Here is an 18,705-nt window from a genome sequence, read left to right as displayed (position 1 = left end):
ATATGAAGCCAATAAAAAAAGGATGCACTTTGAAAAGGGATAAGGTATTATGATAAGGTGTGAAAAAATTACATATTATTTGTTATTAAGGAGGCACTACTTGTGGCTGATTGGTTAATTGGTTTAATCATGGGTGCTGTTGAAGGGTTAACAGAGTTTCTACCAGTATCATCAACAGGACATATGATTTTAACAGGACATTTAATTGGATTTGACGATGAGAGAGCGAAAGTTTTTGAAGTTGTTATCCAATTGGGATCGATTTTAGCAGTTGTTGTTATATTTTGGAAGCGTCTATGGTCGTTAGTTGGAATAGGTAAAGTAACAGACGGACCATCGTTAAATTTATTACATATTATTATCGGGATGATTCCTGCCGGGGTACTTGGCGTATTATTCCATAGCACTATTAAAGAGGTTTTATTTGGTCCAGGACCAGTTGTTATTAGCTTAGTAGCCGGTGGTATTTTAATGATTGTTGCTGAGAAGTTTTCGAAACCAAGTACAGCAAGAACGTTAGATGAAATCACATATAAACAGGCATTTACAATTGGAATGTTCCAATGTTTAGCTCTTTGGCCAGGATTTTCTCGTTCTGGTTCTACAATAAGTGGTGGTTTATTAGCTCGCGTGTCGCATACAGCGGCAGCTGAATATACGTTCATTTTAGCGGTACCGATGATGGTAGCTGCAAGTGGCTTAGATTTAATTAAAAGCTGGGATGTATTAAGCTCAGCAGATATAACGCTATTTGTAACAGGATTTGTAACTGCATTCGTTGTTGCGATGCTTGCAATTGTTTCATTCTTGAAATTATTATCTCGTGTAAAACTAACACCGTTCGCTTATTATCGTTTCATTTTAGCTGCGGTATTCTATTTCTTCATTATGTAATAAAAAAACCTGCCGAGCTCGGCAGGTTTTTATTTTACTACTTTTTCCATCATGTTTTCCATTACATGTTCCCAAAGAGAAGTATCATCAGCTAATGTAGCACGGAAATTAGCATACATTTCTTTTTGTTTTTCTTCGAAAGTTGGATCTTCTTTTTCAGGTAATGTAGCGCGCATTGAAGTTACTAATTCTTGTACTTTTGGAGCGCGTGGTCCAAAGACGGCTTGTTCATTTCCATCTTTATCAATGAAAATAAAGATTGGAATCGCACGTGCTGTTCCATTTGTTAAATATTGATCCATTAATTCTAAGTTTTCATCGCGAATTAATAAACGCATATCAATATTTGCAACTTCAGAAATTCGTTTCATAACAGGTACGCATAAAAGAGCATCGCCACACCAATCAGCAGTTAATACGATAACACGCCAGCCATCATTTTGACGTTCTTCTAATACAGGAAGTAACTCATTTGGAATTAAAAAGTTATTGTAAATGTGTAGTAGCTCGTATTGATTTACTTTCATTTCATTCACATATGTATCAAAGGACATACCTTTATCAGCCCATTGTTGTAAGTTCATAATTAACACCTCTTTAGTAAGATTTGCTTTCATTGTACCAATTTTTATATAGAAAAGCTTGTATTCTTACTCTTTCTTGTCACTTAATAATTTATTTAATAGAAAAAAGAATAGTACGACACATAATTCAGTTAAGTTGGACATTTGTACGCTTTCTATCCAATCATCAGCAGTATGAATGACGAACCAATCTAGTGTAATTTCAATGAATGAGAAAAGAGTGAGAGAAATCCAATTTGGCATGTTTTGAGTCAATGGATATAGTAGCGCTTTGAAGAAACTGAAAATAACTAATGTAATACCATCTAAGAAAGTAATTAATAAAAAAAAGAGAAGTAAAGCAGTACGTGAACTATACTCTATACCTGTAAGTTGAAAGATTCCTACATATACAAAAAATATAAATGCAAAAACTATAATGAGAAAAAGAGCAATAATACTAATGATAATTGTTTTATCTTTTAGGCTGAGATTTGAGAAACTCTCCTCCTCATGCATTAAAATCCCCCCTTTTTTCTGGAAGTTGACTTCATTTTATCATGAAATACATATTAAAAAACTACGAATTACGGGAAAATAAGGTGACAAAAAGTAAGATTTCATGTAAAATTATTAATAAGGTTTTTATTTAACTAAATGAAATAAAAGGGGCTGTCAAAGTTGTCTCAAAATCGAGAGCAATTAATGGAAGAACTATCGACAAATGTGTTTGCTATGTTTCGCACGTTGCGTAATGATATCGGAAAAATATTTGGTGGTTACATACCGTGGAATGAATTCATTGTTCTGAGAATATTAAATCGTACGAATAAAGAAATGGTATCGCGTGTAGCAAATGAATTAAATGTGTCGAATAGTCATATTACAGCTGTTACAGAAAAATTAATTAATAAAGGTTTTGTAACTCGTTCACGTTCTACATCAGATCGCCGAGTTGTGTATTTAGAGATTACAGAACAAGGGAAAGATTTAGTTGCGAAAATGGAAGATGCGAAAAAACAATATTTACAAGAAAGATTCTCTGCACTTTCAGAAGATGAAATGAATGTAATGATTTCAATTTCCAAAAAACTTATTTAAGTGATTATAAACAAGAAAACGCTTACGCGATGAAATAGAAGATCTTCCTTATATATGGGAGGTCTTCTTTCGTGTGTAATAGATGTTAAAAAATAAAATGTGTATGAAAAAAGATAGAGCGCCATACTACTAATACAAGGAAGGGAGGGAGAAATATGACGAATCGTAACGGTAGTAAAGGGAGCGGTAATCAAGGGTCACCAAAGTCCGGTCAATTTAATCAGGAATTTAGCACTGAATTTGAAACTGGTAATGATAATAAAGGAAAAGAATATCGTTCTAAAAAAGGGAGTAAATCAAAAAAGGAGTGAAATTCATCACTCCTTTTTTGATTTAAGATGCTGCCGATTGATCCGTATTATATTTTTCTTCTGATTTTGCGACAATCATTGCGCAAATTGCATCACCAGAAATGTTTACAGCTGTTCTAGACATATCTAAAATACGGTCAATACCGATAATTAAAGCGATACCTTCTACTGGTAGATTTACTTGATTTAAAACCATTGTAAGCATTACAAGTCCAACACCAGGTACACCAGCAGTACCGATACTAGCTAGTACAGCAGTTAATACGACCATAGCTAATTGCGGTAATGTAAGTTCAACTCCGTATACTTGAGCGATAAATACAGTGGCTACCCCTTGCATAATGGCAGTACCATCCATATTAATAGTTGCCCCTAGTGGTTGTACAAATGAGCTTATCGCTTTTGGAACGCCAAGCTTATCTTGTGCTGTTTTCATTGCAAATGGAAGCGATGCATTAGAGCTAGATGTACTAAATCCAATTGCCATTACTGGTCCGAAATGTTTAAAGAAACGAACAATACTTTCTTTTGCTAATACCTTTAATAAGCCGCCATATACAAAGACCCCGTGAATAATGAGTACTAACATAACGACAATCATATACTTGAACATCGCAGCGACGCCTGCAAGCCCCATTTTACCAACGGATGAAGCGAGCAAACCGAATGTTCCAATTGGGGCTAATTTCATAACGAGATTAACAAGATACATCATTAATTCGTTGCCCTGTTCAAGTAATGAATGGATACCTTGAACTCGTTTTCCTAAAATAGCTATACCGAGTCCAATCAATACGGCAAAGGCAATGATTTGTAACATGTTTCCGTCAGCCATCGCTTTTGCTGGGTTATCTGGTACGATATTTAGCAATGTGTCGACGAAAGATGTTTCAGTTTTTGCACCTTCATACTTAAGACCTTCTGTTTTAAAATTACCGCCAGCTCCTGGTTTTATAATAAGTGCAAATGTAACCGCTATAGAGATGGCAACCGCAGTTGTTACGAGAAAGAATGAAATTGATTTTAAACCGATTCTTCCAAGTTGTTTCGGATCTCCAAGGCCGGCAGCACCAAGTACGATAGAAATGAACACAACAGGAACAACTAGCATTTTAATAAGTCGAATAAACAATTGACCAATTGGGTTGAACACATATTGATTTAGTGGCTCAAAGATAGATGGAGCAGCTAAATTTAGAGTGAGTCCAACAACTAGACCTAGAAATAATGCGATTAAGATTGCTTTTGTTTGTTTCAATAAAATCCCCCCTTTTGTTTTTGCGAAATTTCTTTCTAAAGTAATTATACCGAAAAAATACCTAATTTAACAATATTTTCTGAATTTTTCGTTTTTGTTTAAGTGTAGATAGACTGATTTTGTGTTTGGAAAATAAAATAGACCATCACATAGGATGGTCAAGGGAAGGGGACAATTTATGTCAATTTAATTAGGGATGGAAGTTGCTTTAAGACACTGGGGAATGTCTTATAAATTAGGGAGGAACAACTTCGATACATATACTATAAAAGGTAGGTGTGACTCTCATGTGAACATAGGGTGAAAGAGAGGGGGAGTTTTAAATAAAAGATAGAAAGACAAAAAAATAAGACCATCATATATAAGATGGTCAAGGAAGGGACAATTTATGTCAATTTAATTAGGGATGGAAGCTGTTCAAAGACACTGGGGAATGTCTTATAAATTAGGGAGGAACAACTTCGATACATATACTATAAAAGGTAGATGTGACCTCTGTGTGAACATAGAGTGAAAGAGAGAGGGAGTTTTAAATAAAAGATAGAAAGACAAAAAAATAAGACCATCATATATAAGATGGTCAAGGAAGGGGACAATTTATGTCAATTTAATTAGGGATGGAAGCTGTTCAAAGACACTGGGGAATGTCTTATAAATTAGGGAGGAACAACTTCGATACATATACTATAAAAGGTGGATGTGACCTCTGTGTGAATATAGAGTGAAAGAGAGAGGGAGTTTTAAATAAAATGAAAATTTAATGAGTGTTTTTTGTTCATCCCCTGTTGATTATTAGCCTTAACTAATTGGGCGTTTATTGCCCACAAATAGCGGAATAAAAGATAGAGCAAACAAAAAAATAAGACCATCATATATAAGATGGTCAAGGAAGGGGACAATTTATGTCAATTTAATTAGGGATGGAAGCTATTCAAAGACACTGGGGAATGTCTTATAAATTAGGGAGGAACAGCTTCGATACATATACTATAAAAGGTGGATGTGACCTCTATGTGAACATAGAGTGAAAGATATGGGGATTTGAAAAATAGTACATATGAAATTGTTATTGCTAGCAATATTGAGTTAGGATATAGAGTTTTCCCAGCATAAAACGAAAAGGAATATAAATAAAAGTTGTAATCTATGAAAAAAAGGATTATGCTCAACTATATTATGAGAATATAAGGTTTGTCCCAATTATTTAAGGGCTTTTAAAAAGCTTTTTATTGTATGAGGGGAAAGCTTCACTTTAATAAGGGAGTTAGTGATATGGACGTAACAAAAAAACAAGGGCTGTATAATCGTCTTATACGATTAAACCCACCACAAATATTAGCATTAGGCTTTTTCTGCTTAATTGTGGTTGGCGGTTTGTTATTAAAATTACCATTCGCAACGAAAGTACATATTAGTTGGGTAGATGCTTTCTTTACAGCAACGTCAGCAGCGACCGTAACTGGTTTGGGAGTAGTGGATACAGCAAGTACATTTACGATGTTTGGCGAAATTGTTATTATGTTTTTAATTCAAACAGGTGGTCTAGGCCTTATGACAATTGCCATTTTAATTGTTTGGGTACTAGGTAAAAAAATCGGATTACGCCATCGTTTATTAATTGGAGAAGCATTTAATCAAACAAATATAGGTGGTCTTGTAAAATTAGTAAAGCGTGTCTTTATATTTTCGATTTGTATTGAACTTATTGGGGTCATCTTTTTATCGTTTCGCTTTATTCCAGAGTTTGGTTTTGGAAAAGGTTTATACTATAGTATTTTTCATGTAATTGCATCTTATAATAATGCAGGATTTGCTTTATGGCCAGATAATTTAACAAGATATGTAGGGGATCCCATTATTAATATTGGGATTTGCTCTTTAATTGTAATTGGGGGACTCGGTTTTACCGTATTAATTGATATATGGTATAGCCGCAGTTTTCGAAAATTATCACTTCACTCAAAAATAATGATTATTGGAACAGTAGTGCTAAATGTTATAGCAATGATTGTAATTTTTGTATTGGAATATAATAATGTGAAGACGTTAGGGAATTTATCTTTAAATGAAAAACTATGGGCTTCCTTCTTTCAAGGTATTACTCCGCGGACAGCTGGATTTAATACGGTTGACTATGGAGGTATGGAAGAATCATCTATATTATTTACGATGATTTTAATGTTTATTGGTGCAGGAAGTGTATCGACAGGTGGAGGAATTAAATTAACGACGTTTGTTATCTTAATTACATCTGTCCTTTCTTTCTTTAGAAAAAAGGAGGAAATTGTTTTATTTCAGCGTACAATTAAAATGTCGACAGTAACGAGGGCCTTAGCGATTGCTGTTGCCAGTCAAATACTTATTTTAGCAGCGGTATTCATATTAATGCTTACAGAAAACTTCAGCTTTATTCAATTATTATTTGAGACAATATCAGCGTTTGGCACAGTCGGATTAACGATGGGAATTACTGCAAAGCTATCGGCATTCGGAAAATGTATTATTATGTTTGTTATGTTCTGCGGATTAATTGGACCATTAACACTTGTGTTCTCTTTAGCGCGACCAGCAAAACAAAAAATAAAATATCCATCGGAAGATGTGTTTACAGGATAAGGTATCCCGCGTTAAGCGAGATACCTTTTTCTTTTTTAGAACAGGGAGAACAATAGACCAATAAGTGCTACTCGGAATAAAATTGCGATAAGTGCAGCAATTCCACCGACAACTGCAGCGATACCGCCAGTTACAGTAGCTCCGCGATTATAAGCGTAAATACCGAGTAAAACAGAAACAAGACCAAATAGTGTTGGAAATGTAAATAGCGATAAGATAGATAGCGCAAGAGCGATAAAACCAGCAGTTGATCCAGCAGCGGACGATTTTACAACATCTTTATCGTCTTTATCATCGTAATCATAATCAATGCGTTGTGGTGCAACCTCAGCGGCGTACTCTTCTTTATAGTCACTATAATCACTATCTATTCTATCTCTTCTTTTATAATCATCAAATTTCTCAGTCAAAGTCATGACTCCTTTCATAACAAGGTTCAATAGTAGTATGTATCTCTTTTTCTTTTTTATCCCGCTATTTGTGGGAGTCGAGAAACGTGCACATCCCACTGATTAAAGTTTCACTATACCGGAGCATGTACAGGGAGTAGTATCTTTTAAAAGGAGGAAAATGTTTTCTTGAAATAGGAAAAGTTAGTATGACTTCCTCTATTTTGGAAAATATAAAAAGGAATAATGAGGAAAGGGTGCAATACATAATGGAACATCCAATTGAAAATTTAATGAAAACGGCAATGACAAATTTAAAAGAGATGGTAGATGTAAATACAATTGTTGGGAGCCCGGTTTCAACAGCTGACGGAAATGTAGTATTAACAGTATCTCAAGTGGCTTTTGGTTTTGGAGCTGGTGGAAGTGATTTTAAAGGGGATTTCATTACTGAAAAACATAACGGTGGGCAAAATCAGCATAAAGAGAACAAACAAGGGCATCCATTTGGAGGAGGAAGCGGGGCTGGGGTTTCCATTAGTCCAGTAGCTTTTTTAGTAGTTGGTTCTAATGGGGTGCAAGTATTACATCTCAACAGCAGTACACATTTAATTGAAAAGGCTTTAAATACTGTACCAAGCACTGTAGATAAATTTGTGAATGGTCGTCAAAAGTGAACTTGCATTTTTTAGGAATTATGATATATTAGAAAAAGTGCGCTTTAGGATGATCGGAATAATTGAAATGTAAATATATATGATGTGTGGAATAAGGGAGAGGAATTTATGATTAATATCAAAAACTTAGTAGTTGGCTTATTTATGTTAGTAAGCGGCTTTGTTGTATATGTAATAAAAGAAAAAGCTCCATTCTAAAACAGACAAACCGTTAATGTCTGTTTTTAATTTGCGGAAAAAAGTTGACAAGTTATTGTATTGGTGTTAGAATTTTAATTCGTGTCTCGGTTACAGCTAGTGTAAAGTAAATATCTCTTATGAATGCAATACGAAAAGTTTGCGAAAGATCGGATAATTTTATCAACAACTTTTGTGAACAAACCCTATAAATTGTATTTGTAAGCTATATATGTATACTAGTGAATCAAGGAGCGGTCAGTGGAACCGTAATGATGAGAGAGAGGTAGGGCTTTCATCCAGTATATGTTACTTTCCCGTTAGGTGAATATAAAAAAGAGGACTCCTTTTAAAAGGAGTCCTCTTTCATTTTTTAAGTGCGACTTTCAACTTGTTGACAAATTTCATCCGTTGTTAAACCGTGAGCTGTAATGACTGATCCTTTAATTGATGTATCTGCAATGCCCATCACATTAGAATCTTGCCCAGTTACAACGCAACAATCACACCCTTGTGCATCCTGTTCTGAGTTAAGTGTAACAACTTCATGACCTTGTTGCTGAAGAGCTTGTTGAACGTCTGTTAATGAGTTTTCAACGCCAATTCTAGCCATAGTTCTCACCTCCCTACCATCTAATTGCTAGTATGCTCAAGTTCACTGCATATATTTATGAAAAGACGGTAGGAAGTAAATCTTTGTTTAGTCGTTATATACGCCAGTAAGCATTTGACTAACGAATTGATCGTTTAATGTATCTTGTGCTGAAGAAGTATTTGAATGGATGTCGATTGAAGCAATAAAATGATTATGTTCTTTCGTATTTGGTTCTACCTCTACGTAATTATCGAATTTACAAAAACCTTTCGTATCCATTAGATCAAATAATTGCAGCATTTCTACTACCTCTTGTCTCGTTCCTTTAATTTGTACACACGCCATATTTATTTCCTCCTTTATTTTGACAAATTGTTTTTTAAAAATAGGATTATGATTACGAAATGAAAAATATGAATGTTATTTTTAGACAGCGCTATTTTTGTTATTTTCCCCCTTTTTCAGCAAAAGTCGTTATATATTTCCGGATTTATAAAATCGGACGTCCGTTTATTGAATACAATAGATTCGTATCAATTGATGAAAATCCTTCTTTTAAACAAATATTTTTTAGTGAAAATTGGCGAAAAAAAATTTTTGACTTTTTGTAAACGTTAACAATGTTGTTAAATCAATATAAGTAAAGAAGTACGTACGATTAAAAAATATAAATTTTCTAAAAATTCACTTGATTTATTTAGAAAGGAGAGTAAACTAGGAAACAATAAAAAATTCATAGAACATAGGAGGCGCTTCTAGTGAATGAGCAATGGATTTTCTTAAATGGAGAATTTGTTCCAAAAGATGAGGCAAAAGTTTCAGTATATGATCATGGCTATTTATATGGCGATGGAGTGTTTGAAGGAATTAGAGTTTATAGCGGTAATGTTTTCCGTTTGAGAGAGCATCTTGTCCGGTTGTATGAATCAGCAAAATCAATCCTTTTAGAAATTCCATATTCATTAGATGAAGTAACAAATATTGTTGTTGAGACGATTCGACAAAATAAATTATCTAATGGATACATTCGCCTTGTTGTATCAAGAGGAGCAGGAAATCTTGGATTGGATCCCGATTCATGTAAGAAGCCGAATGTAGTAGTAATTGCAGAACAATTATCTTTATTCCCACAAGAATATTATGAGAAAGGGATTCCAGTTGTAACAGTTGCAACGCGCCGAAATCGTCCCGATGTTTTATCCCCTCAAGTAAAATCTTTAAATTACTTAAACAATATTTTAGTTCGTATTGAAGCGAAATTAGCTGGAGTACAAGAAGCGCTTATGTTAAATGATCAAGGATATGTAGCTGAAGGATCAGGAGATAACGTGTTTATTGTTAAAGGAAATAAATTAATTACACCACCAAGTTCTGCTGGAGCGTTAGAAGGTATTACACGAAACGCCATTTTAGAAATCGGCGAAAAACTTGGGTATGACGTAAGAGAAGAGTTATTTACAAGACATGATGTATATGTAGCTGATGAAGTGTTTTTAACAGGAACAGCTGCTGAAGTGATTGCTGTTACGACAGTAGATGGTAGAACGATTGGCTTAGGGCAAACAGGTCCACATACGAACCGTTTATTAGAAGAGTTTCGTAAGTTAGTTGTAGAAGATGGAGAGAAAATTTACGAAGAAAATAAAGTTGGATAACAACTTTTTTAACATAAGAAAGCGTTGATAGGGAGGAGTAGTTGATTGTGAAGCCTCACAGAGAGTCGGTGGTTGCTGAAAACCGATGGTTCACGTCGACGAACATCGCCCTTGAGTGCTAAGCTAAAGCATTTGTCTAGGCTTAGACGGTAGCTCCGTTATTAGCTAGATCCATTTATGGATCACTGAGGCAAGAGTATTCTTGCAAAGAAGGGTGGTACCGCGAAATCTTTCGTCCCTTCAGCACATAGCTGGAGTGTGGACGTAGGATTTTTTTATTGTATAAAAGGTTGAAAAAGGGGGCTTATAAGAACAATGTCTTCAAAAACGGAAGAGAAACTGGAAACTGGTGCACAGCTATTGTTAGAAGCGCTAGAAAAGGAAGGCGTAGAAGTGATTTTCGGTTATCCGGGTGGTGCCGTTTTACCTCTCTATGATGCATTGTATGATTGTGAAATTCCGCATATTTTAACAAGGCATGAGCAAGGGGCAATTCACGCTGCTGAAGGGTATGCCAGAATTACAGGGAATCCAGGGGTTGTAATTGCAACGAGTGGACCAGGTGCTACAAATGTAATTACGGGTCTAGCTGATGCGATGATTGATTCATTGCCACTTGTAGTATTTACAGGCCAAGTAGCAACAACGTTAATTGGGAGCGATGCTTTTCAAGAGGCAGATATTATGGGACTTACGATGCCAGTGACAAAACATAACTATCAAGTGCGAAAGGCCTCAGATTTACCTCGAATTATTAAAGAAGCATTTCATATTGCTAAAACAGGAAGACCAGGACCAGTCGTTATTGACCTTCCGAAAGATATGGTAGTCGAGAAAGGTGAGCGATGTAGCAATGTACAAATGGATTTACCAGGATATAACCCTAATTATGAACCGAATCTACTTCAAATAAACAAATTACTCAAAGTAATTGAAACCGCAAAAAAACCGTTAATTTTAGCTGGAGCGGGTATATTGCATGCGAAAGCTTCGAAAGAATTGACAAGTTTTGCTCGTAAATATGAAATCCCTGTTGTGCATACATTACTTGGACTTGGTGGTTTTCCACCAGATGATGAACTATTTCTAGGGATGGGGGGAATGCACGGTTCTTATACAGCCAATATGGCATTATATGAATGCGACTTACTCATTAATATAGGCGCGAGATTTGATGATCGTCTTACTGGAAATTTAGCTTTTTTTGCTAAAGGGGCGACTGTTGCACATATCGATATTGATCCAGCAGAAATCGGGAAAAATGTGCCAACAGAGATTCCTATTGTTGCAAGTGCTAAGCAGGCGTTAGAAGTATTGCTTCAATCAGAAGGAAAGAAAGAAAATCATCATGAATGGCTCTTTTTATTAAAGAATAGAAAAGAAAAATATCCATTCTCTTATAAAAGAAATTCTGAAAGTATTAAACCTCAATATGCGATTGATATGCTATATGAAATTACGAAGGGAGAAGCGATTGTAACAACAGACGTTGGGCAACACCAAATGTGGGCAGCGCAATATTATCCACTGAAAAATCCAGATAAATGGGTAACTTCTGGTGGATTAGGAACGATGGGGTTCGGATTTCCAGCAGCAATCGGTGCGCAAATTGCAAAGCCTGAAGAATTAGTTATTGCAATTGTTGGTGATGCTGGGTTTCAAATGACTCTGCAAGAATTAAGTGTATTAAAAGAACACGCTTTACCCGTTAAAGTATTTATTTTAAATAATGAAGCTTTAGGAATGGTAAGACAATGGCAAGATGAATTTTACAATCAAAGATATTCACATTCTTTATTACCATGCCAACCAGATTTCGTCGCTCTTGCAAATGCATATGGCATAAAAGGTGTTCGTATTGACGATCCACTTCTTGCAAAGAAGCAAATCCAGCATGCGATCGAATTACAAGAGCCAGTCGTAATTGATTGTCGTGTACTTCAATCAGAGAAGGTTATGCCGATGGTTGCGCCAGGAAAAGGTGTTCACCAAATGGAGGGAGTGGAAAAAGGGTGAAGAGAATTGTTACAGCGACAGTTCGAAATCAAAGTGGTGTGTTAAACCGAATTACAGGGGTTATGACACGAAGACATTTTAATATTGAAAGTATTTCAGTAGGTCATACAGAATCATCAGATATATCGCGAATGACGATTGTTGTACACGTTGAAAGTGAACAGCAAGTGGAGCAGTTAATTAAACAACTGCATAAGCAAATTGATGTTCTGAAAGTATCAGATATTACAGAAGAAGCGATGATTGCTAGAGAGCTTGCTCTTATTAAAGTAGCAACTTCTGTAGCGAGGGCAGAATTATATAGTTTAATTGAACCGTTTCGAGCCGCTGTAATAGATGTTGGGAAGGATTCCATAGTTGTGCAAGTAACAGGTACGCAAGACAAAGTAGAAGCGTTAATTGAATTACTTCGTCCATACGGTTTGAAAGAAATTGCTAGAACAGGTGTAACAGCATTTACACGTAGTATGAAAAAACAAGATAAGCAAGTTATGTTAATTCAATAATCATTTAAATATAGGGGGAAATGAAAATGGCAAAAGTTTATTATGAGAAAGATGTAACAGTAAATGTATTAAAGGAAAAGAAAGTAGCAATCATCGGATATGGCTCGCAAGGTCATGCGCATGCGCAAAATTTACGTGATAACGGATTTGATGTAGTAGTAGGTTTAAGAAAAGGTAAGTCTTGGGATAAAGCGAATGAAGATGGGTTTTCTGTATATACAGTAGCAGAAGCTGCGGAAAAAGCTGATGTAGTAATGATTCTATTGCCTGATGAATTACAACCAGAAGTATATGAAGCTGAAATTGCACCAAATTTACAGGCTGGAAACTCTCTCGTGTTCGCACATGGATTTAATGTTCACTTTGATCAAGTAAAACCACCAGCTAATGTAGATGTATTTCTAGTAGCGCCAAAAGGACCAGGGCATCTCGTACGCCGTACGTTCGCCGAGGGCGGGGCTGTTCCTGCATTATTTGCAGTATATCAAGATGCAACAGGAGTTGCGACTGAAAAAGCACTTTCTTATGCTGACGGAATTGGAGCAACGAGAGCTGGTGTACTAGAAACGACGTTTAAAGAAGAAACAGAAACAGATTTGTTTGGAGAGCAAGCTGTACTTTGCGGCGGAGTGACTGCACTTGTAAAAGCAGGGTTTGAAACGTTAGTTGATGCGGGATATCAGCCTGAACTTGCATATTTTGAATGTTTACATGAACTGAAGCTAATCGTTGACCTTATGTACGAAGGTGGACTTGAAAATATGAGATATTCAGTTTCAGATACAGCGCAGTGGGGAGACTTCGTATCAGGACCACGCGTTGTGACTGAAGATACGAAGAAAGCGATGGGGGCAGTATTAGCAGAAATTCAAGATGGTACATTTGCAAGAGGGTGGATTGCAGAACATAAAGCAGGAAGACCAAATTTCCATGCGACAAATGAGAAAGAGAATAAACATGAAATCGAAGTAGTTGGACGTAAATTACGTGAAATGATGCCTTTCGTACAGCCGCGAGTAAAGGTAGGGGTTAAATAATATGAAGCAGGTTTTGTTCATGGATACAACGCTTCGTGATGGCGAACAATCACCAGGAGTAAATTTAAATGAACAAGAGAAATTACAAATTGCTAGGCAATTAGAGAGGCTTGGTATTCATGTAATGGAAGCTGGATTCGCGGCAGCTTCCGAAGGCGACTTCCAATCGGTAAAACGTATTGCGAATACAATTCAAAATGCTACGGTTATGAGTTTAGCTAGAGCGAAAGAAAGTGACATTCGAAGAGCATATGAAGCTGTGAAAGGCGCTGTATCTCCTCGTCTACACGTATTTCTAGCTACGAGTGATATTCATATGAAATATAAACTTTGTATGTCAAAAGAAGATGTGTTAAATAGTATTCATCGCTCGGTTACGCTCGGAAAATCATTATTTCCGACAGTACAATTTTCTGCAGAAGATGCGACAAGAACATCGAGAGCATTTTTAGCTGAAGCAGTAGAAATTGCGATTCGAGCAGGAGCGAATGTAATTAATATTCCGGATACAGTTGGATATACAAATCCGGAAGAGTATTATTCTCTTTTTAAATACTTACAAGAATCCGTTCCATCATATGAAAAAGCGATTTTTTCTTGTCATTGTCACGATGATCTTGGTATGGCAGTAGCAAATTCGTTAGCTGCGGTTGAAGGGGGAGCATTGCAAGTAGAAGGAACGATTAATGGCATTGGAGAAAGAGCAGGGAATGCAGCGTTAGAAGAAGTTGCGGTAGCTCTTCATATTAGAAAAGATTTTTATAAAGCAGAGCCTTCGATGACTTTAAAAGAAATTAAGGCGACGAGTATATTAGTAAGCAGGTTAACGGGTATGGTTGTACCGAAAAATAAAGCAATCGTTGGAGCGAATGCATTTGCTCATGAATCGGGCATCCACCAAGACGGGGTTTTAAAAGAAGTAACAACTTATGAAATTATCGAACCAGCGCTTATAGGAGAATCTCAAAATCTCTTTGTACTTGGGAAACACTCTGGCCGTCATGCGTTTACGGAAAAAATGAAAGAGCTTGGTTATGAATTTACAAATGAAGAGCGAGATGCGGCATTCGAAGCATTTAAAAAATTGGCTGATCGTAAAAAGGAAATTACTGAAGAAGATTTACGCGCACTTATGCTTGGTGAAGCAGCATTTGCAGCTCAGCAATATAACATTACGCAATTACAAGTGCATTTCGTATCAAATAGTACACAATGCGCAACTGTTGTGCTGAAGGATGAGGAAGGAAATGTATATGAAGATGCAGCCACTGGTTCTGGTAGTATTGAAGCGATATACAATGCGATTCAAAGAATTTTAGGATTAGAATGTGAATTGGCAGATTATCGCATACAATCTATTACACAAGGTCAAGATGCACTTGCTCACGTTCATGTTGAATTAAAAGAAGGTAGTCACCAAATATCAGGTTTCGGAGTTGCGCAAGACGTATTGGAAGCGTCGGCGAGAGCTTATGTCCATGCAGCAGGGAAATTAAAATCTCTTATAGCGCTTGTGAAATAAATAATTGATAGGTGAGAGAAGCTTTCCTCACCTATCAAATTAAAGTTCTGAAAATTCAGTTAAAAGGAGTGTTAAAAATGGAAAAACGTATCGTTTGTTTAGCTGGTGATGGTGTCGGTCCAGAAGTAATGGAGAGTGCGAAGGAAGTATTGCATATGGTAGAAAGGCTATATGGACATCATTTTCATTTGCAAGATGAGTACTTTGGTGGTGTTGCTATCGATTTAACTGGGCAACCATTACCACAGCGAACACTTGCCGCCTGTTTAGCGAGTGATGCGGTTTTACTTGGAGCAGTAGGTGGACCAAGGTGGGATAGTGCGAAAGAAAGGCCTGAGAAAGGATTATTAGCATTAAGAAAAGGACTCGGTGTATTTGCGAATGTTCGCCCTGTAACGGTAGAAAGTGCAACTGCACATTTATCACCATTAAAAAACGCTGATGAAATTGATTTCGTTGTCGTTCGTGAATTAACAGGCGGAATTTATTTTTCTTATCCGAAAGAGCGAACGGAAGAAGTGGCGACAGATACACTTACGTATCATCGCCATGAAATTGAACGTATCGTTTCGTATGCTTTTCAATTAGCAAATAAGCGGAAGAAAAAAGTAACATCTATTGATAAAGCGAATGTTTTAGAGTCTAGTAAATTATGGAGAACCGTGACAGAAGAAGTAGCACTTCGCTACCCAAATGTGGAAGTAGAACACATTTTAGTAGATGCAGCAGCTATGGAATTAATTCGGAATCCAGGAAGATTTGACGTTATTGTAACGGAAAATTTATTTGGTGATATTTTAAGTGATGAGGCTTCAGTATTAGCTGGATCATTAGGAATGCTTCCATCAGCAAGTCACGCTGAAAAGGGACCTTCATTATACGAGCCTATTCACGGATCAGCACCGGATATTGCGGGGAAAAATAAGGCGAATCCAATTGCGATGATGCGTTCTGTTGCAATGATGCTTGGGCAATCGTTCGGATTAACGAGAGAAGGATATGCAATTGAAGAAGCAGTTTCTGCAGTCCTTAAATCAGGGAAATGTACAGCAGATATCGGGGGAACTGAAACGACAACTTCATTTACAAAGGCAGTTATTCAAGAAATGGAAGAGCAAGCGTTAGTAGGGAGAGGGAGATAATGGGAAAAAGGTTACTAGATAAGCTTTGGGAAAGACATGTAGTTGCGACTAATGAAAATGGATTGGATTTATTATATATCGATCTACATCTTGTTCATGAAGTAACGTCACCGCAAGCCTTTGAAGGCTTGCGGCTTACAAATCGAACAGTCCGCAGACCAGATTTAACATTTGCAACGATGGATCATAATATTCCAACGAAAGATGTTTGGAATATTACCGACCGCATTGCGAAGCAGCAACTAGATACACTTCGGCAAAACTGTAAACAATTTCAGGTGCCATTAGCGGATATCGGAGATGAAGAGCAAGGGATCGTTCATGTAATAGGACCAGAACTTGGACTCACACAGCCAGGAAAAACGATTGTTTGTGGTGATAGTCATACAGCAACACACGGTGCTTTTGGCGCACTAGCGTTTGGTATTGGTACGAGTGAAGTGGAACATGTATTGGCAACGCAAACGTTATGGCAACGAAAGCCGAAAGCGATGGGCATTGAGTTAAAAGGAAAGTTACCGCAAGGTGTCTATGCGAAAGATATTATTTTACACCTTCTTTCAAAGTACGGAGTAGCAGTTGGAACAGGTTACGTAATGGAATTTTACGGAGAGGCCATTCATGCTATGGATATGGAAGAGAGGATGACGCTTTGCAATATGGCAATTGAAGGGGGAGCAAAGGCTGGCATTATTGCACCAGATGAAAAAACGTTTGCTTACGTAAAAGGGCGTAAATATGCACCGAAAGACTATGAATCTATTAAGAAAAAATGGTCAGAACTTTATACAGATTTAGATGCAGTTTATGATTTACATATTCTAGTAGATGTTACGGATTTAGCGCCGTACGTTACGTGGGGAACAAATCCTAGTATGGGTGTTCGGATCGATGAGAAATTGCCAGAAAAGCATGATGCAAATGATGAAAGAGCGTTTTCTTATATGGGATTGAGTCCCGGACAAAGTACGTATGACATTCCAGTTCAACATGTTTTCATTGGATCTTGTACAAATTCCAGGCTTTCTGACTTAGAAATTGCTGCATCTGTCGTGAAAGGTAAAAAAGTAAAAGAAGGTGTGCGAGCACTTGTTGTACCTGGATCTCAAAGGGTAAGAGAAGCAGCGATGCATAAAGGATTACATCGCATATTTGAAGAAGCTGGATTTGAATGGAGAGAGCCCGGATGCTCAATGTGTCTAGGTATGAATCCAGATCAAGTGCCTGAAGGAGAACATTGTGCCTCTACGTCCAATCGCAATTTTGAAGGAAGACAAGGAAAGGGAGCACGAACGCATTTAGTTAGCCCGGCAATGGCGGCAGCGGCTGCGTTATATGGTCATTTTGTTGATATTAGAAAGGAGAGTTATGATGGAGCCATTTCGTATTCATAAAGGTACTGCCGCAGTACTGATGAATGATAACATTGATACAGATCAAATTATTCCGAAGCAATATTTAAAGAGAATTGAAAGAACTGGGTTTGGGAAGTTTTTATTTGATGAGTGGCGATATGATAATAAACGCCAAGAAAACCCTAATTTCCCGCTTAATGCACAAGAAAGAAAAGGAGCCAGCATATTAATCACAGGTGATAATTTTGGATGTGGCTCGTCAAGAGAACATGCTCCATGGGCACTTGCTGATTATGGTTTCCGCGTTATTATCGCTGGAGGATTTGCCGATATCTTTTATATGAATTGTATGAAGAATGGCATGTTACCGATTGTAATGGATAAAGATATGCGTGAACAACTTGCTAAAACAGATGCGAGGGAACAAATTACAGTTGATTTAGAAAATGAAATAATGACAACGAATACGCATAGATTCCATTTTACGATCGAGAAAATGTGGAAAGAGAAGTTATTAAATGGTTTAGATGAAATTAGTATTACAATGCAATATGAACAAGAAATAAAAGAGTATGAAAGAAAAGTGGCTTTACATTAAAAAAAAATGACGGAATATTAAAAATGTATTTACATTCAAAATTAACTGTTATATACTATGTGAAAATCAGAGGAGAAAGGGAGTAAGTATTATGAATATCGTGCAATCTATTACAATGCTTACACAACTACATCATCATACATGAAACCCTTGAACCTAGCGTGAAAACGTGTAGGTACAAGGGTTATTCCCGTTGTACCTACACTCTACTGAAGAGCCTTGTAGGTATTTTGTCTACAAGGCTCTTTTTATTTTCGGCTTAGGGGAATGAAATAGGCATACATTAGAAGGGG

At 36.7% G+C, this 18,705-nt stretch carries 21 protein-coding genes and 1 other annotated feature; of the genes, 15 read left to right on the top strand and 6 right to left on the bottom strand.

Annotated elements, in window-relative coordinates; all coding sequences use genetic code 11:
- Positions 1-102: 102 nt before the first annotated feature.
- Positions 103-894 (top strand): bacitracin resistance undecaprenyl-diphosphatase, encoded by a 792-nt coding sequence (uppP, locus tag ACUN13_RS08535; protein WP_000796256.1) that lies wholly within the window; start codon positions 103-105, stop codon positions 892-894.
- A gap of 29 nt (positions 895-923) precedes the next feature.
- On the opposite strand, the gene ACUN13_RS08530 is transcribed toward uppP, so the two are convergent.
- Together ACUN13_RS08530 and ACUN13_RS08525 are read right to left on the bottom strand one after the other, a co-directional pair.
- On the bottom strand, positions 924-1,511 hold the full coding sequence (locus ACUN13_RS08530) for a thioredoxin family protein (RefSeq protein WP_100249592.1): 588 nt from the start codon (positions 1,509-1,511) through the stop codon (positions 924-926).
- 33 nt (positions 1,512-1,544) lie between these two features.
- A complete protein-coding gene (locus ACUN13_RS08525; protein ID WP_025688952.1) occupies positions 1,545-1,976 on the bottom strand; it encodes a regulatory YrvL family protein in 432 nt (143 codons plus the stop codon).
- Positions 1,977-2,138: 162 nt separating this feature from the next.
- Here ACUN13_RS08525 and ACUN13_RS08520 point away from each other — a divergent pair, with 162 nt between their 5' ends.
- Both ACUN13_RS08520 and ACUN13_RS08515 read left to right on the top strand, forming a co-directional pair.
- The gene (locus tag ACUN13_RS08520) at positions 2,139-2,558 is read left to right on the top strand and encodes a MarR family winged helix-turn-helix transcriptional regulator (protein WP_000081432.1); all 420 of its coding nucleotides are present in this window, start codon (positions 2,139-2,141) and stop codon (positions 2,556-2,558) included.
- 155 nt (positions 2,559-2,713) lie between these two features.
- Positions 2,714-2,869 (top strand): hypothetical protein, encoded by a 156-nt coding sequence (locus ACUN13_RS08515; RefSeq protein ID WP_000184928.1) that lies wholly within the window; start codon positions 2,714-2,716, stop codon positions 2,867-2,869.
- 22 nt (positions 2,870-2,891) lie between these two features.
- On the opposite strand, the gene ACUN13_RS08510 is transcribed toward ACUN13_RS08515, so the two are convergent.
- Entirely contained in the window at positions 2,892-4,127 is a 1,236-nt protein-coding gene (locus tag ACUN13_RS08510) for a dicarboxylate/amino acid:cation symporter (RefSeq protein WP_000814809.1), read from the bottom strand.
- A 1,272-nt stretch (positions 4,128-5,399) separates the two neighbouring features.
- Between ACUN13_RS08510 and ACUN13_RS08505 the strand changes: the two genes are divergently transcribed.
- On the top strand, positions 5,400-6,743 hold the full coding sequence (locus tag ACUN13_RS08505) for a TrkH family potassium uptake protein (RefSeq protein ID WP_000383526.1): 1,344 nt from the start codon (positions 5,400-5,402) through the stop codon (positions 6,741-6,743).
- Positions 6,744-6,778: 35 nt separating this feature from the next.
- Here ACUN13_RS08505 and ACUN13_RS08500 read toward each other — a convergent pair whose 3' ends face one another.
- Entirely contained in the window at positions 6,779-7,153 is a 375-nt protein-coding gene (locus ACUN13_RS08500; protein ID WP_000136546.1) for a hypothetical protein, read from the bottom strand.
- Positions 7,154-7,341: 188 nt separating this feature from the next.
- Here ACUN13_RS08500 and ytfJ point away from each other — a divergent pair, with 188 nt between their 5' ends.
- Complete coding sequence (gene ytfJ, locus ACUN13_RS08495; protein WP_000204234.1) at positions 7,342-7,809, top strand: GerW family sporulation protein; 468 nt, start codon at positions 7,342-7,344, stop codon at positions 7,807-7,809.
- A 108-nt stretch (positions 7,810-7,917) separates the two neighbouring features.
- Entirely contained in the window at positions 7,918-8,007 is a 90-nt protein-coding gene (locus tag ACUN13_RS08490; protein WP_000608227.1) for a hypothetical protein, read from the top strand.
- A 352-nt stretch (positions 8,008-8,359) separates the two neighbouring features.
- Here the strand turns inward: ACUN13_RS08490 and ACUN13_RS08485 are convergent, their stop codons facing one another.
- Both ACUN13_RS08485 and ACUN13_RS08480 read right to left on the bottom strand, forming a co-directional pair.
- Positions 8,360-8,599 carry a YkuS family protein gene (locus tag ACUN13_RS08485; protein ID WP_000101022.1) on the bottom strand — a complete coding sequence of 80 codons (240 nt, stop codon included), beginning with the start codon at positions 8,597-8,599 and terminating at the stop codon, positions 8,360-8,362.
- An 87-nt stretch (positions 8,600-8,686) separates the two neighbouring features.
- Positions 8,687-8,926, bottom strand: coding sequence for a DUF3911 family protein (locus tag ACUN13_RS08480; RefSeq protein ID WP_000752512.1), 240 nt, complete (start codon positions 8,924-8,926; stop codon positions 8,687-8,689).
- A 59-nt stretch (positions 8,927-8,985) separates the two neighbouring features.
- On the opposite strand from ACUN13_RS08480, the gene ACUN13_RS08475 reads away from it, so the two are divergent.
- The 9 genes from ACUN13_RS08475 (at position 8,986) to leuD (ending at position 18,412) form a co-directional block, all read left to right on the top strand.
- Positions 8,986-9,192: a hypothetical protein gene (locus ACUN13_RS08475; protein WP_342761699.1), complete on the top strand. Its 207-nt coding sequence runs from the start codon at positions 8,986-8,988 to the stop codon at positions 9,190-9,192.
- Positions 9,193-9,339: 147 nt separating this feature from the next.
- On the top strand, positions 9,340-10,236 hold the full coding sequence (gene ilvE / locus ACUN13_RS08470; RefSeq protein WP_001005486.1) for a branched-chain-amino-acid transaminase: 897 nt from the start codon (positions 9,340-9,342) through the stop codon (positions 10,234-10,236).
- A 15-nt stretch (positions 10,237-10,251) separates the two neighbouring features.
- Positions 10,252-10,479, top strand: a binding site (T-box leader).
- Positions 10,480-10,551: 72 nt separating this feature from the next.
- Positions 10,552-12,252, top strand: coding sequence for an acetolactate synthase large subunit (gene ilvB, locus ACUN13_RS08465; protein WP_000095876.1), 1,701 nt, complete (start codon positions 10,552-10,554; stop codon positions 12,250-12,252).
- On the top strand, positions 12,249-12,758 hold the full coding sequence (gene ilvN / locus ACUN13_RS08460; RefSeq protein ID WP_000822952.1) for an acetolactate synthase small subunit: 510 nt from the start codon (positions 12,249-12,251) through the stop codon (positions 12,756-12,758). Before ilvB ends, ilvN begins: the two co-directional genes overlap by 4 nt.
- A 26-nt stretch (positions 12,759-12,784) precedes the next feature.
- Positions 12,785-13,795 (top strand): ketol-acid reductoisomerase, encoded by a 1,011-nt coding sequence (ilvC, locus tag ACUN13_RS08455; protein ID WP_001151741.1) that lies wholly within the window; start codon positions 12,785-12,787, stop codon positions 13,793-13,795.
- Between the two features lies 1 nt (position 13,796).
- On the top strand, positions 13,797-15,317 hold the full coding sequence (leuA, locus tag ACUN13_RS08450; protein ID WP_000815753.1) for a 2-isopropylmalate synthase: 1,521 nt from the start codon (positions 13,797-13,799) through the stop codon (positions 15,315-15,317).
- A gap of 77 nt (positions 15,318-15,394) precedes the next feature.
- On the top strand, positions 15,395-16,459 hold the full coding sequence (gene leuB, locus ACUN13_RS08445) for a 3-isopropylmalate dehydrogenase (RefSeq protein WP_000415384.1): 1,065 nt from the start codon (positions 15,395-15,397) through the stop codon (positions 16,457-16,459).
- Positions 16,459-17,853 carry a 3-isopropylmalate dehydratase large subunit gene (gene leuC / locus ACUN13_RS08440; RefSeq protein WP_000518111.1) on the top strand — a complete coding sequence of 465 codons (1,395 nt, stop codon included), beginning with the start codon at positions 16,459-16,461 and terminating at the stop codon, positions 17,851-17,853. Before leuB ends, leuC begins: the two co-directional genes overlap by 1 nt.
- Positions 17,831-18,412: a 3-isopropylmalate dehydratase small subunit gene (leuD, locus tag ACUN13_RS08435; RefSeq protein ID WP_445423751.1), complete on the top strand. Its 582-nt coding sequence runs from the start codon at positions 17,831-17,833 to the stop codon at positions 18,410-18,412. Before leuC ends, leuD begins: the two co-directional genes overlap by 23 nt.
- Positions 18,413-18,705 lie beyond the last annotated feature (293 nt).

It is taken from the genome of Bacillus cereus group sp. Bce041 (assembly GCF_052646455.1).
Note: the sequence above shows the minus strand (reverse complement) of the source record. Positions and strands in the feature narration are given on the sequence as shown.

Coding starts and splice junctions, on each gene's coding strand:
- ACUN13_RS08490 (WP_000608227.1), top strand. CDS start 7,918: ATGATTAATATCAAAAACTTAGTAGTTGGCTTATTTATGTTAGTAAGC.
- leuD (WP_445423751.1), top strand. CDS start 17,831: ATGGAGCCATTTCGTATTCATAAAGGTACTGCCGCAGTACTGATGAAT.
- ACUN13_RS08480 (WP_000752512.1), bottom strand. CDS start 8,926: ATGGCGTGTGTACAAATTAAAGGAACGAGACAAGAGGTAGTAGAAATG.
- ACUN13_RS08530 (WP_100249592.1), bottom strand. CDS start 1,511: ATGAAAGCAAATCTTACTAAAGAGGTGTTAATTATGAACTTACAACAA.
- leuC (WP_000518111.1), top strand. CDS start 16,459: ATGGGAAAAAGGTTACTAGATAAGCTTTGGGAAAGACATGTAGTTGCG.
- ilvB (WP_000095876.1), top strand. CDS start 10,552: ATGTCTTCAAAAACGGAAGAGAAACTGGAAACTGGTGCACAGCTATTG.
- ACUN13_RS08505 (WP_000383526.1), top strand. CDS start 5,400: ATGGACGTAACAAAAAAACAAGGGCTGTATAATCGTCTTATACGATTA.
- ACUN13_RS08485 (WP_000101022.1), bottom strand. CDS start 8,599: ATGGCTAGAATTGGCGTTGAAAACTCATTAACAGACGTTCAACAAGCT.
- leuA (WP_000815753.1), top strand. CDS start 13,797: ATGAAGCAGGTTTTGTTCATGGATACAACGCTTCGTGATGGCGAACAA.
- ytfJ (WP_000204234.1), top strand. CDS start 7,342: ATGACTTCCTCTATTTTGGAAAATATAAAAAGGAATAATGAGGAAAGG.
- leuB (WP_000415384.1), top strand. CDS start 15,395: ATGGAAAAACGTATCGTTTGTTTAGCTGGTGATGGTGTCGGTCCAGAA.
- ACUN13_RS08475 (WP_342761699.1), top strand. CDS start 8,986: ATGAAAAATATGAATGTTATTTTTAGACAGCGCTATTTTTGTTATTTT.
- ACUN13_RS08525 (WP_025688952.1), bottom strand. CDS start 1,976: ATGCATGAGGAGGAGAGTTTCTCAAATCTCAGCCTAAAAGATAAAACA.
- ACUN13_RS08515 (WP_000184928.1), top strand. CDS start 2,714: ATGACGAATCGTAACGGTAGTAAAGGGAGCGGTAATCAAGGGTCACCA.
- ilvC (WP_001151741.1), top strand. CDS start 12,785: ATGGCAAAAGTTTATTATGAGAAAGATGTAACAGTAAATGTATTAAAG.